The sequence below is a fragment of the Kytococcus aerolatus genome (assembly GCF_900187395.1).
GTDB lineage: Bacteria > Actinomycetota > Actinomycetes > Actinomycetales > Dermatophilaceae > Kytococcus > Kytococcus aerolatus.
Map to the genome: position 1 here is coordinate 110,447 of NZ_FYEZ01000002.1, position 13,333 is coordinate 123,779.

Genomic DNA, 13,333 nt, shown 5'->3' on the forward strand with positions numbered 1-13,333 from the left:
GGTGGCCTTCAGCGGCCTGCAGCGGGGACTGACCGCCCCGGTCCGGGGGTGGCGGCGCTCGCTACGCTTCCGCACGGTGGTGATGAGCATCCTGCTCACCACCCTGCTCTCGGTGGTGCTGGGCGTGACCCTGTACCAGAACATCGGCGAACGTCTTCTGCGGCAGCGGGTCGACCTGGCGGTCGCCGAGTCCTCGCTGGCGGTGGGCCGCGGTCAGGCGCAGTTCGACGCGCTGGAGCGCTCGGACGCGAGCACGCTCTACGCCACCGCCACCGACGTGGTCCGGGAGTCCTCCTCGCCGGGAGAGGACCTCAGCCGGCGGGTGGCGCTGGTCCGCTCGCTGGAGAACACCGAGGGCCTGGCCCCGGTGGAGCGGCCCTACGCGGACGTCAACCAGGCCCCGCACGCCCTGCGCGCAGCGCTGCAGGAGGACCCGGAGCACCTCCAGTCGATGGTGACCACCGCCCACGACCCCGACGGGGGGATGAGCCCCGTCGTGCTCGTCGGGGCACGGGTGGAGATCCCCGGGGTGGGGCCGCACGACATGCTCTTCTTCCACTCCCTGGGGGCCGAGCAGCGGACCCTCGACATCGTGCGCTCGTCCTTCGCCCTCGGTGGTCTGGGACTCACCCTCATCGCCGGTCTGGTGACCATGGTGATCACCCACGCCGTGCTCGACCCGCTCAGCCGGGTCTCGACGACGGCCCGGGAGATCGCGGCGGGCCAGCTGGGGCGGCGGACCGGGATGAGGGGGCACGACGAGCTGGCCCGGCTGGGGCGGGCGGTGGACACGATGGCCGACGTCACCGAGCGACAGATCGTGGAGCTGCAGGACCTCTCCCAGCTGCAGCAGCGCTTCGTGAGCGACGTGAGCCACGAGCTGCGCACCCCGCTCACCACCATCCGGATGGCCGCCGAGGTGCTCCACATGCAGCGGGACGACTTCTCCTCGGCGAGCGCCCGGTCGGCGGAGCTGCTGCACGGGGAGGTCGAGCGCTTCGAGCAGCTGCTGGGGGACCTGCTGGAGATCTCCCGGCAGGACGCCGGCCAGGTCGAGCTCCACCGGGAACCGGTGGACCTGGCCGACCTGGCGACCCGGGTGGTGGACGGCTGCCGACCGCTGGCCGGGCAGAACGGGGTGGAGCTGCGGATGGACCTGCCCACCGACCCGGCGGAGTCCACGGCCGAGGTGGAGGGGCGCCGGGTGGAGCGCATCCTGCGCAACCTGGTGACGAATGCCATCGACCACGCCGAGGGGCAGCCGGTGGTCATCCGGGTGGTGGGGGACGCCGACGGCGTGGCGGTGGCCGTGGCGGACTCCGGCATCGGCCTGACCCCGGAGCAGCGGGAGCGCGTCTTCGACCGCTTCTGGCGCGCGGACCCGGCCCGCACCCGCAGTGCCGGGGGCACCGGGCTGGGGTTGAGCATCTGCGAGGCCGACGCCCGGGAGCACGGCGGCTGGTTGCAGGTGCAGTCCGAACCCGGGGAGGGGGCCGTCTTCCGGCTCTCCCTGCCGCGGCGGGCGGGGGAGCGGCTCATCGCCTCGGCGCTGCCGCTGCCGGCCCCCCACCCCGGTGACGACGAGGCCGCCCGACGAGTCGAGGAGAAACGATGAGGATGCGCAACCGTGCCGGGACCGCCCTGCTGGTGGTCTCGATGGGCCTGGCTGGGTGCGGCGCCTTCCCCGAGGAGTCGGCTGTCGAGCAGGGGCCCGCCCTGGACGACTCGCCGCGGCAGGACGTCAGCGTGGAGGTCGACCCACCCCAGCCCGATGCCTCGGCCGAGGAGGTCGTGGCCGGTTTCCTCCGGGCGGGACTGAGCAACGAGGGCGGCTACCAGGTCGCCCGGAAGTACCTCACCGGTCAGGCCGCGGCGCAGTGGGACCCCACCGACGGGGTCGTCGTGCACGCGGGCGGCGACGGCCTGGGGGTGGTGGAGGTCTCCGGGGGATCGGTCCGGATCGACACGCAGACCCTGGGCCGGGTCGACCCCTCCGGGAGGCTCGATCCGGCCCGGGCGGAGGACAACGACTCGTTCACCCTCGAGGTGGAGCGGGTGGACGGGCAGTGGCGCATCGCGCGGATCCCCGAGGGACTCGGCGTGGTGGTCTCGCAGGCCGACTTCCAGCGGCTCTACCGGGACGTCGACGTCCACTGGGGGACCGTGGGGCGGCGGCAGCTGGTGCCGGACAAGCGCTGGGTGCGGGACGGTGAGGGCCTGGCGAGCGCCCTGGCCCGGTTGCAGACGGCACAGGTTCCCGAGGAGCTCGACGGTGTCCTGCAGACGGGGGTCCACCCGTCCACCTGGTTGGAGACGGCCACCGTCCCCGTCGTGGACGGGGTGGCCACGGTGCGCCTGAGCCGGGCGATGACGGAGCAGGACGCCGCCCGGCGCGACCTGGCCGCGGCCCAGTTCATGGCCACCCTGCGTCAGGCGCCGGGGGTCGACGCGGTCTCGCTGGAGGCCGACGGCCGGCCACTGGAGACGAGCGCGACCGGGGCCGAGCACGTCACCTCTCCCCGGGCCGTGGACTACTCGCTGGCGGACGCCGAGGTACCGCACCTGCTGCTGCACCAGCGGCAGTCGTTGGTCGCGGTGGACCCCCGCTCCACCGAGCTGGAGGAGGCCCCGACCTCGGCCACCTCGGACCTGCCGCCCATCCCGGCGAGCTGGGAGCGGCTCGCCGCCAGCCGGTCGCTGGACGTCGTGGCCGGGGTGGACCAGCGCCAGCTGGCGATCTGGAACCGGGGCGTCATCACCACCCGGACCCTCGACGGTGCGCTGGCGACGCCGTCGACGGATCCCTTCGGGTTCGTGTGGACCGTCCGCGCCTACCAAGGGGGAGGGGAGGTGCTGCTGCTGGACACCGCGGACCCCATGGCCGAGCCGCAGGTCGTCGAGCACGACTGGGACACCGCGGCGGAGGTGGCGGAGGTGCGGCTGAGCCCGGAGGGAGCCCGTGCGCTGGTGGTGCTGCGCGAGGGGGACACCGAACGGATCGCCCTGGCGGGGGTCGAGCGCTCGGCGGACGGCACCCCCCGTCGCCTGGGCTCCCTCCGGGCGCTCCTGCCGGACGTGCAGGCCGTGGAGGATCTCGCCTGGGCCGACGCCGACAGCCTGGTGGTCCTCGGGGCGCCGCGGCAGGACGGCACGCAGCAGGTCTGGTCCACGGACATCGGGGGCTGGCCGCAGGATGAGGGAACGGTCGATCACGCCGCGGCGATCGCCGCCTACCCGGAAGAGCGGGGGGACGGGATCCTCGTGCGCACCCGCGGTGGGCGGGTGCTCAGCAAGGCGGGGGCGAGCTGGTTCGTGGCGAACGTGGCCAGCGACGTCGTCGTGCCCGGTCGCTGAGCTCGGTGACCCGCTCGTCCCCAGGCCCCGGCCGGCCGGGGCGCGGAGGGCCCCGGAGGTGGGCTTCGCTGGCCCCGTGGGTGATGGAGCGGGAGTGCGCGGGTGGCGGGCCCTGGCGGACCTGGCCCTGCCCCTGACCTGCGCCGGGTGCGGCGGGCCGGGCAGCCGGTGGTGCCCGGGGTGCGCCGACCTGCTGGCCCGGGAGCTGCTGCCAGGCGTCGTGACCGGGCGGCTCGAGGGAGTGCCGGTGCTCGCGGCGGGGGACCACACCGGAGCCCTGCGACGGCTGGTCACCGCGTACAAGGACGGCGAACGACGCGACCTGCGCCCGCTCGTGGCCCGGGTCCTGGTCCGGCCGCTCACGGTGGCCGTCGGGCCGCGGGAGGGGGTGCCCCTCGTCGTCGCCCCCTCCCGCGGCGCCACCCGCCGGCAGCGGGGCGACTCCCCGGTGGCTGATGCGGTGCGGGCCGCCACCCGGCTGCTCCCCGGGACGCGCTCGTCGGTGGCCGACGTGCTGCGGGTCTCCGGCGCGGTCCGGGACCAGACCGGGCTCGGACGTGCCGCCCGTGCCGCCAACCTGGCCGGGCGGGTGCGGGTCCGTCCGGGGTGGGAGCCACCGGCGGGCCCGGTGTGGCTCGTGGACGACGTGGTGACCACGGGGGCGACGGCCACTGCCTCGGTGGAGGCCCTGCGGGCGGTGGGCTGCACGGTGGCCGGTGTGGTGAGCGCGACGCGCGTCCTCTGAGGTTGCCCCGGGCCCGATCGGAAGGGGAGCCGACCCTTGTGGGGCGGGGTGTTCGGGCGTATCGTCGGGTCATGGAGCCCCGAGTTCGAGGGGGTGGTCCTCTGGAGCGGCGCTGAGCCCCGCAGACCACCCGTACCGGGCCGCCCGAGTGGAGCGGCCCCGACTCCTTGGGGAGGAAACCATGCAGGTCACCGTCACCGGACGCAAGACCGAGATCACCGACCGATTCCGCGACAAGCTCGACGAGAAGCTGGAGCGGGTCGCCGCCATCGCACCCTCCGTCGACCGCTGCGAGATCGTGTGGAGCCACGAGCCCAACCCGCGGCGGGCCGAGGGCAGCGAGCGGCTGGAGATCACCTGCTTCGACCGCCGGACCGTCGTGCGGGCCGAGGCGACCGCGGACCGGGAGTACGAGGCGCTCGACGCCGTGGTGGACAAGCTCAGCGAGCGGCTGCGTCGCCTGCACGACCGGCGCAAGGTCCACAAGGGGCGCCCGAAGGCCTCCGTGGCCGAGGCGACCGCGCCCCTGGAGCCCGTGGAGCCGGGCGGGTCGCTCGTCGAGGAGGCCCAGCGCCGGCAGCGCGAGGCCGAGCTGGTGGAGCAGGGCGTGGACCTGGAGATGCTCGCCTCCGACCCGGTGATCGCCGGGATGGGAGGCGACGCGAACTGCCCGATCAGCGTCCGCACGAAGGTCCACGAGGCCCAGCCGATGGCGCTCGACGAGGCGCTGGCCCGGATGGAGCTCGTGGGTCACGACTTCTTCCTCTTCGTGGACTCCGGGACCGGCCAGCCGTCGGTGGTCTACCGGCGCCGGGGGTGGAGCTACGGCGTGATCCGGCTCGACATGCAGACGGACGTGAGCCCGGAGGTCGAGGGAGCGGCGGAGCCCGCGGCCCGGGCGGCCGGCTGAGCGGGTCGACGACCCCGCCGTGGGCGTGACCCGGCGGGACCACCTGTCCGGTGAGGGGCACCCGGTCTACCGTGACCGGGTGCCCCTCACCCCTGGTCCCGCTCGTCTGACCCTCCGGCAGGCCCGCCGCATCGCCCTGCTCGCCCAGGGCTTCGGCCGGCGCCGCCCGGTGACGGTGACCCAGCAGCACCTGCTCGCGACCGCGCGGCGGACGGGGATCACGCAGATCGACTCGGTGAACGTGCTCTCCCGCAGCCACTACCTGCCCTCCTTCGCGCGGCTCGGCCCCTACGACCGGGCCCTGCTGGACGGGCTGCGCGACGGGCGCGGTCCGAGCGGGCGGCGCACCCGACACCGGCTGGTCGAGTACTGGGCGCACGAGGCCTCCCTGGTGCCGGTGGAGGACTGGGCGCTCTACGGCTTCCGGATGCGCCGGGCGCGCGACGAGGCCTGGGGCGGGATGCGCGCCGTGGCCCGCGAGCACCCCGGCCTGGTGGAGGCGGTGCAGGAGACCGTGCGGGCCCAGGGGCCCATGACCGCCGTGGAGGTGGAGGCGGCGCTGGAGCACGCTGAGGAGGTGGGCTCCGAGCAGTGGGGGTGGAACTGGTCGCTGGTGAAGGCCGCCTGCGAGCACCTCTTCTGGGCCGGGGAGCTGACGAGCGCGGGCCGGAACGCGCAGTTCGCGCGGCTGTACGCGGTGCCGGAGACGGTGCTGCCGGCCGAGGTGCTGGCCCGGGGGCCGGTGGGGGAGCGCCCGCTGCCGGACGAGGAGGCCTTCGTGGCGCTGGTGGAGGCCGGGGCGCGGGCGCACGGCATCGGGACGCTGCGCTGCTTCCGAGACCACGCGCGGCTGAAGGTGCGACAGGCTCGTCCGGCGCTGGAGCGGCTGGTGGCTGACGGCGTGCTGCGGGAGGTCGAGGTGCCCGGGTGGTCGCGGCCCGGGACGCCGGTCTACCTGCACCGGGACGCCCCGCGGCCCCGGCCGGTGGGGGTCCGGACGCTGCTCAGCCCCTTCGACCCGGTGGTCTGGCAGCGGGAGCGGGCGGAGGCGCTGTTCGGGTTCGCCTACCGGATCGGGATCTACACCCCGGCCGAGCAGCGGGTGCACGGGTACTACGTGCTGCCCTTCCTGCTGGGGGACGAGCTCGTGGCGCGGGTGGACCTCAAGGCCGACCGGCAGGCCGGGGTGCTGCGGGCGCCGACGGTGCACACCGAGCCGGGCGCTCCGGCCGAGACCGAGGCCGAGCTGCACGCGGCCCTGGCCGAGATGGCCGGCTGGCTGGGGCTGGACGCCGTGGACGCGGCCCCGGCCCGCCCCAACCCCGAGGCCTGAGCCGGCCGGGCCCGGGGCCTCGCGTCATCCCCGGCCCCGAGGCACCCCGGTCCGGTCCGCAACACCCGAGGTGCGCACCGGTACGCATCTCACCCGTCAGCCTTCACCCAAATGCGCACGGGTTCGCACGTGGACCGTTGAGATGCGGACCGGTGCCGTTCTGGGGGACCAGGCGATACCCACGACACCCGAGGTGCGGACCGGTACGCATCTCAGGTGTGTGTGAGCGGGGCCGCGACCGGGGCCTTCAGCAGGCCGGGAGGTCCTCGGGCAGCAGGTCGTAGAGCACGTCGTCCGCAAAGGTGCCGTCCCCGAGGTTCCCGGCCCGCCGGGCCAGGCCGATCCGCTGGAAGCCCGCGCCCTCGATGGCCCGCCGCGACCCGGCGTTGTCCGCCGCGTGCCGGATCGTCAGCCGTCGCAGCCCCATGCCGCCGGACCCAGCCGGGGTCAGCGCGTGCCGCACCAGCAGCTGCAGCGCCGCCGAGACCACGCCCCGTCCGCGGGCCTCGGGGTGCACCCAGTACCCGATCTCGCTGCGCTCCCCGGGCTCCTGGACGTCGATCATCCCCAGGAGCAGCCCGTCGGCATCGCGGATGGCCCAGCCGGCCCACGTCCCGTGCAGGCACCCCCGGGAGAGCGCCGCCACGAACGACCGTGCGTCCGCCTCGGTATACCCCGCGTGGATGCGCCCCGGCCCGCCCAGCCAGCGCACCGACTCCGGGTCCCGGCAGGCCTCCACGATGCGGGCCACATCGGCCGTCGAGTCCGTCACCGCGGCGAGGACCAGCCGCTCACCCTGGCGCGTGGAGCCCTGCAGCGTGGCCGGCAGCCGCCGCCGGGCCACCGTGGCCGCACCGACCTCCACCCGGTCCTCACCCACGGTCCACGCCCACCGGGTGATCGCGTGCCGCGCTCCGGTGGGCTCGGCGTCGTCCACGGGGTGGGCGGCCGGCTCGGTGCCCCACAGCGTGAACCCGGCCCGTTGCAGCACCGCCTGCGAGGCGAGATTGTCCTCGTGCGTCGTGGCCACCACCCGCGCCCGTCCCAGCCCGCCCTCGGCCACCGGGCGCGTCACGAAGTCCAGGACGGTGTCCAGCGCCCGCTGCAGCACGCCGCCGCCCCGGTGCGCCGGGTTCACCCAGTAGCCGACCTCGGCGGTGTCCGGGAAGTGCCGGTCGGCCAGCCCCAACAGGTTCATCGCGCCCAGCAGCTCGCCGGCCAGCTCCGTGCCCTCGGCCCCGACCACGGCATAGGTCAGGTCCGTCCCGGCCAGCCGACGCTGCTCGCGCTGCGCCACGTACTCGCGGGCCTCGGCCACGTTGCCCGGGGCGCCCATGAAGCGCCAGTGCTCCGTCTCGCTCGGCATCGCGGCCAGCGCCGGGACGTCGTCCGCCGTGAAGGCCCGCAGCACGATGCCGTCGCCCTCCAGCACCGGCTGGGGCAGCCCCGCCTCGGCCCGAGCCCGCGGAGCCACAGCCGGCCGCGCCGCCGGGGGAGTGCCGCGGGGCGTGCCCTCGGGCAGCCGCGCCTCGTGGAGCAGCTCGAAGGCCCAGGAGTCCTCCAGCTCCTCCCCGGCACCGGCGCTCGCCAGCGTCTGCCCGACCACCCGGAAGCCCGCCCGCAGGTGCGCCCCGATCGACGCCGTGTTGCTCGCCCGCGCCTCCGAGCCGATGCGGACGAGCCCCAGCCCGCCCTCGTCCTCGGGGGCGAAGGCGTGGTCCACCACCTGCAGCAGCCCGGCGTGGAGCAGCCCCCTGCCGCGCCCGGCCGGGTGCATCCAGAAGGAAAGCTGTGCGCTGGTGGGCTGGTAGGGGTTCCCGAGCCGGAACAGGCTGATGCCGCCCAGCGCCTCGTCGGTGGCCGGGTCGCACACCGCCCAGTGGATGCCGGTCCCGGTGGCCATCTGCTCCCGCAACCCGGTCAGCCAGGCGGTGAACTCCGCCTCCCCGGCCGGAGGCACGGAGGTGTGCATGTAGCGCAGTCCCTCGGCGTCAGGACCCTCGGCGGGCCGGTCGCCCTCGGTGAAGGCCCGCAGCCGCACCCCCGGGAGCTCGCGCCCGCGCCCGTCCACACCCGCCGCCCCCTCCAGGGTGACGGCCGCGCGCCAGGGGTGCACCGGTTCCATCGGCTCCCCGGCCCGCCAGGTACCCACCCAGCCGTCGAAGGTCTCCCGCTCCTGCGGCATGAGCCCACGCACCGCCGAGGAAAACCGGAAGCCCAGCCGCCACCCCGCCCGGCGCGAGGCCCAGTTGCCCACCGCCGTGCGCCAGTGGAGCGTCTCCAGCCCGCCGTGCTCGGTGGCCCACGCCATCGCCAGCCGGCAGGCCGCCGTCATGACCCCCTGCCCGCGCGCTTCCGGGTGCAGCACCAGGCCCAGCTCGCCCACCCCGCCGCCGATGGGGCGGATCTCCACCTGGCCGGCGAAGCGCCAGCCGCCCTCGTCGGTCGCCGAACGGTCATCCCTCGCCGCGCCCTCGTGCAGGTCGATCGCCCAGCCCATGACCGCGCGCTCGTCCCCGGTGGCCCGGGCCTCCCACCCCTCGCGCATGTGGCCGACCCACCACTGCGCCTCACCGGTGCCGTAGGGGGAGGGGACCGTCGTCCACCGCACCGCCTCGGGGTCGGTCGAGGTCTCCACGACGGCGGGGACGTCCCTCGCGTCGTGCAGTCGCAGGCGGACCCGGCCGTCGGTGAGCACGGGGCAGGCGGTCGAGGCGGGGGGCCCGGCAGGTGTCGCGTCGGTCATCGGCCCATCCAACACCAGCCGCGCCCCAGCGCTCCACCGCGTTCCGGCGCGGCCCCCGGAGCGCTCCGCCGGCGTCAACTAGGCTGTCCCAGCCGCCGGGCGGATCGTGCAGACCGCACCGGACACCGAGGACCACGAGGGAGACCACAGTCGTGCCGAAGATCTTGGATCGCGTGCTGCGTGCTGGCGAGGGACGCATGGTGCGTCGCCTCGAGGGCGTCGCCACGGCCGTGAACGCCCGCGAGGCCGAGATGCAGGCGCTCTCGGACACCGAGCTGTGCGAGCAGACCGACCGCCTCAAGGCCCGCCTGGCCGACGGCGAGTCGCTGGACGCGCTCATGCCCGAGGCCTTCGCGACCGTGCGCGAGGCGGCTGTCCGCACTCTGGGCAAGCGCCACTTCGACGTGCAGATCATGGGCGGGGCGGCGTTGCACCAGGGCGCCGTGGCCGAGATGAAGACGGGTGAGGGCAAGACCCTCGTGGCTACCCTCCCGAGCTATCTCAACGCGCTCACCGGCAAGGGCGTCCACGTCGTCACGGTCAACGACTACCTCGCCGAGTACCAGGCCGAGCTCATGGGGCGCGTGCACCGCTTCCTCGGCCTGGAGACCGGGGTGATCCTCTCCTCGCTGAACTCCACCCAGCGCCGCGAGCAGTACGCCAAGGACATCACCTACGGCACGAACAACGAGTTCGGCTTCGACTACCTGCGCGACAACATGGCCTGGTCGGTGGACGACCTCGTGCAGCGCGAGCACCACTTCGCGATCGTCGACGAGGTCGACTCGATCCTCATCGACGAGGCCCGCACGCCGCTCATCATCTCCGGGCCGGGCGACCAGGCCACCTCCTGGTACGGCACCTTCGCGGAGATCGCCCGGAAGCTCGAGAAGGGCGAGCCGGGGGACAAGCTGCGCGGCATCGAGCCGACCGGTGACTACGAGGTCGACATCAAGAAGCGCACCGTCGGCGTGCTGGAGTCCGGCATCGAGAAGGTCGAGGACCACCTCGGCATCACCAACCTCTACGAGGCCCGCAACACTCCGCTGATCGGCTACCTGAACAACGCCATCAAGGCCAAGGAGCTGTTCACCAAGGACAAGGACTACGTCGTCATGGACGGCGAGGTCCACATCGTCGACGAGCACACCGGCCGCCTCCTGAAGGGCCGCCGCTACAACGACGGGGTCCACCAGGCCATCGAGGCCAAGGAGGGCGTGGAGGTCAAGCAGGAGAACCAGACCCTGGCCACGGTCACCCTGCAGAACTACTTCCGCATGTACGACAAGCTCGCCGGCATGACCGGTACCGCCCAGACCGAGGCGGCCGAGCTCCACTCGATCTACAAGCTGGACGTCATCCCGATCCCGACGAACCGGCCGCTGGCCCGCGTGGACCAGCGCGACCTGGTCTTCGCCGACGCCAAGCACAAGTTCGACGCCGTGGTGGAGGACATCGTCGGGCGGCACACCAAGGGCCAGCCGGTCCTGGTCGGCACCACGAGCGTGGCCAAGTCCGAGTATCTCTCGGAGCAGCTCACGCAGCGCGGCGTGAAGCACGAGGTGCTCAACGCGAAGTACCACGAGCAGGAGGCCGCGATCGTGGCCGAGGCCGGCCGCAAGGGCGCGGTCACCGTGGCGACGAACATGGCCGGTCGAGGCACCGACATCATGCTCGGCGGCAACCCCGAGTTCATGGCCGTGGCCTCGTTGAAGAAGCGCGGGCTGGACCCGGACGAGAACCCGGAGGAGTACGAGGCCGCCTGGGACGACGCGCTGGCCCGGGCCGAGCGCGCGGTGGAGGCGGAGCACGAGGAGGTGCTCGAGCTCGGCGGCCTGTACGTGCTGGGCACCGAGCGCCACGACTCGCGCCGCATCGACAACCAGCTGCGCGGCCGGTCGGGCCGCCAGGGTGACCCGGGGGAGAGCCGGTTCTACCTCTCCCTCGAGGACGACCTCATGGTTCGCTTCAACTCCGGCCTCATGCAGCGGGCGATGGCCAGCGGCGACCCGTCCGAGCCCTTGGAGGCCGGCATGCTCACGAAGATGATCGAGCGTGCCCAGACCCAGGTGGAGAGCCAGAACTTCGAGTCGCGCAAGAACGTCCTGAAGTACGACGACGTGCTCAACCGGCAGCGCGAGGTGATCTACGCCGAGCGCAAGCGGGTGCTGGAGGGGGCCGACCTGGAGCAGCAGGTGCGGCACTTCATCAACGACGTGATCATCGACTACGTGAACGGTGCGACCGCCCACGGATATGCCGAGGACTGGGATCTCGACGAGCTGTGGGGCGCCCTGGAGGAGCTGTACCCGATCTCGCTGACGGTCGACGACATCGTCGAGGCCGCCGGGGGGATCGGCGGCGTGGACGCCGAGCTGCTCGTGGACGAGCTGACCTCCGACGCGCAGTACGCCTACGACGCCCGCGAGCGGGCCATGGGCGAGGAGGTCATGCGCCAGCTGGAGCGTCGCGTGCTCCTGGGCGTGATGGACCGCAAGTGGCGCGAGCACCTCTACGAGATGGACTACCTCAAGGAGGGCATCGGCCTGCGGTCGATGGCGCAGCGCGACCCGCTGGTGGAGTACCAGCGCGAGGGCTACCAGATGTTCGGTGTCATGGCCGACTCGATCAAGGAGGAGGCCGTCATGGGGCTCTTCCAGGTCGAGCCGAGCGCGCAGGGTGTGCAGGCGGTGGCCTCCGGCGAGGCCCGCCGCAAGCACGGTGGTGCGGTGGACGCGAACGAGGACCAGCAGCGCTGGCAGTACACCGCCCCGACCGCCGAGGGCACGGTGGAGCAGCGCACTGCCCGGGGGGCGCAGGGCAACCGTGCCCAGCGCCGGGCGGAGAAGCGCCGCCGCTGAGCGGAGAGCACACGCCACGACGGGGGCGGGTGGGCATCACGCCCGCCCGCCCCCGTCGCGCTCCCGGTGGGTTCAGCCGATCTCCAGGGCGGTGAGCATCCACCGCCCGTCGAGGCCCTCCAGCCGCAGGGCGATGGCACGCACCTGCCCGCGGACGACCACGACCGCCGAGGCCTCCACGATCCCGTCGCGGACGTGACAGGTCCGGACGCTGCGCACCCGGGTGCTGCCGGTCGCCGTCCCGTGGCGGCGGGCCAGGGTGCTGCGCCGGGCGAGCCGGTGGAGGATGTCCAGGGTCACCCAGCGGGTGAGCTGCTGCGCGGAACGCGAGCCGTCCATGACCTCCACGAGGGTCCGGCAGAGGTGGGCGGTCCACGGGGTGGCCGGGGGCAGGTCCGCGGTCGGGGTGGGCTGGCGGTCGAAGGTGACCTCGCTGCCGCGGGGGAGGGCCGTCGGCTGCGCGCTCATCGGACGTCCTCCGTCCCCGGCACACGCAGCTCGGTCCCGGGCTGCAGGAGATCGGGGTCCTCGCCGACGAGCTCGCGGTTCTCGGCGTACCAGCGGGGCCACTCGTGGGCGATCCGGGCCGGGCTCGCGTCCTCCCCCAGGTGACGGGCGGCCAGCTCCCACAGCGTGTCACCGGTGCGGACGGTGACCGTCTTCGGTGCCGGGCCCGCGCTCTCCGCGGTGCGCTCCTCGGTCTCTGTCAGGAGGGGGCGCAGGTCGAGCGGGTCGGCGGTCAACGAGCCGGCCACGCTGCTGCTCGTGCTCCCCGCCCTCGGTGCGGCGGCCTCACCGGGTCCGGCGTGGGCCGTGCCGGAGCTGGTGGCGAGTCCCACGACCAGCGAGAGCAGGGCACCACCGGCCCACGGCCCCAGGGCCCGCCGCGCCGAGCGGAAGGGGGCTCCGGCCATCCCCGGCACCCGGGCGAGGCCCTCGAGGGCGAGCACCCCGGCCAGCCAGGCGAGGACGACCGTCAGGCAGAGCTGGACACCCCAGGTGAGGGCAGCGGCGGGGTGCGTGGGGTCGAGGACGGCCTCGGCCCGGCGCGTGAGGCCGCGACCGAGCTCCACGGTCAGGGCGCTGAGGGCCAGGCCCACCGCCCCGGCGAGCAGGGCCGCCCACACGGGCACGCGACCTGGCGAGGAGTGCTTCTCCTCGCGGTGCAGGGCCCGGTGGGCCAGGGAGGGGACGGGGGCGTGCATGTGATCACCTGCTCGGTCGGTGTGTTGTCGATCACGAATATAGCCACATCATGTCGTTTGGTGTCGTTTGATGTCGAATCCTGTGGATGCGTGCGGATCCATGTCGAAGTGGTGGGGTGGGCTCGGCCGGCGACCGGGGTGGTCAGGGTGCTGCGACCTCCGGCCGGGGTCGGGCGGGG

General features: G+C 74.0%; 9 protein-coding genes. 6 read left to right on the plus strand and 3 right to left on the minus strand.

What is annotated here, in order from left to right:
• Position 1: 1 nt before the first annotated feature.
• The 5 genes from mtrB to CFT82_RS07500 all read left to right on the plus strand — a co-directional run bounded on the left by mtrB (position 2) and on the right by CFT82_RS07500 (position 6,342).
• A complete protein-coding gene (gene mtrB, locus CFT82_RS07480; RefSeq protein ID WP_088818468.1) occupies positions 2-1,615 on the plus strand; it encodes an MtrAB system histidine kinase MtrB in 1,614 nt (537 codons plus the stop codon).
• A complete protein-coding gene (locus CFT82_RS07485; RefSeq protein WP_088818469.1) occupies positions 1,612-3,354 on the plus strand; it encodes an LpqB family beta-propeller domain-containing protein in 1,743 nt (580 codons plus the stop codon). Before mtrB ends, CFT82_RS07485 begins: the two co-directional genes overlap by 4 nt.
• Positions 3,355-3,430: 76 nt before the next feature.
• A complete protein-coding gene (locus CFT82_RS07490; protein WP_200815095.1) occupies positions 3,431-4,099 on the plus strand; it encodes a ComF family protein in 669 nt (222 codons plus the stop codon).
• Positions 4,100-4,280: 181 nt separating this feature from the next.
• Positions 4,281-5,009: a ribosome hibernation-promoting factor, HPF/YfiA family gene (gene hpf / locus CFT82_RS07495; RefSeq protein ID WP_088818470.1), complete on the plus strand. Its 729-nt coding sequence runs from the start codon at positions 4,281-4,283 to the stop codon at positions 5,007-5,009.
• 79 nt (positions 5,010-5,088) lie between these two features.
• Positions 5,089-6,342: a winged helix-turn-helix domain-containing protein gene (locus tag CFT82_RS07500; RefSeq protein WP_088818831.1), complete on the plus strand. Its 1,254-nt coding sequence runs from the start codon at positions 5,089-5,091 to the stop codon at positions 6,340-6,342.
• Positions 6,343-6,589: 247 nt separating this feature from the next.
• On the opposite strand, the gene CFT82_RS07505 is transcribed toward CFT82_RS07500, so the two are convergent.
• Positions 6,590-9,088, minus strand: coding sequence for a GNAT family N-acetyltransferase (locus CFT82_RS07505; RefSeq protein ID WP_088818471.1), 2,499 nt, complete (start codon positions 9,086-9,088; stop codon positions 6,590-6,592).
• Positions 9,089-9,240: 152 nt separating this feature from the next.
• On the opposite strand from CFT82_RS07505, the gene secA reads away from it, so the two are divergent.
• Positions 9,241-11,949 (plus strand): preprotein translocase subunit SecA, encoded by a 2,709-nt coding sequence (gene secA / locus CFT82_RS07510; RefSeq protein ID WP_088818472.1) that lies wholly within the window; start codon positions 9,241-9,243, stop codon positions 11,947-11,949.
• Between the two features lie 72 nt (positions 11,950-12,021).
• On the opposite strand, the gene CFT82_RS07515 is transcribed toward secA, so the two are convergent.
• On the minus strand, positions 12,022-12,417 hold the full coding sequence (locus CFT82_RS07515; protein ID WP_088818473.1) for an Rv3235 family protein: 396 nt from the start codon (positions 12,415-12,417) through the stop codon (positions 12,022-12,024).
• Positions 12,414-13,154 (minus strand): LysM peptidoglycan-binding domain-containing protein, encoded by a 741-nt coding sequence (locus CFT82_RS07520; protein ID WP_088818474.1) that lies wholly within the window; start codon positions 13,152-13,154, stop codon positions 12,414-12,416. Before CFT82_RS07520 ends, CFT82_RS07515 begins: the two co-directional genes overlap by 4 nt.
• Between the last annotated feature and the right edge of the window lie 179 nt (positions 13,155-13,333).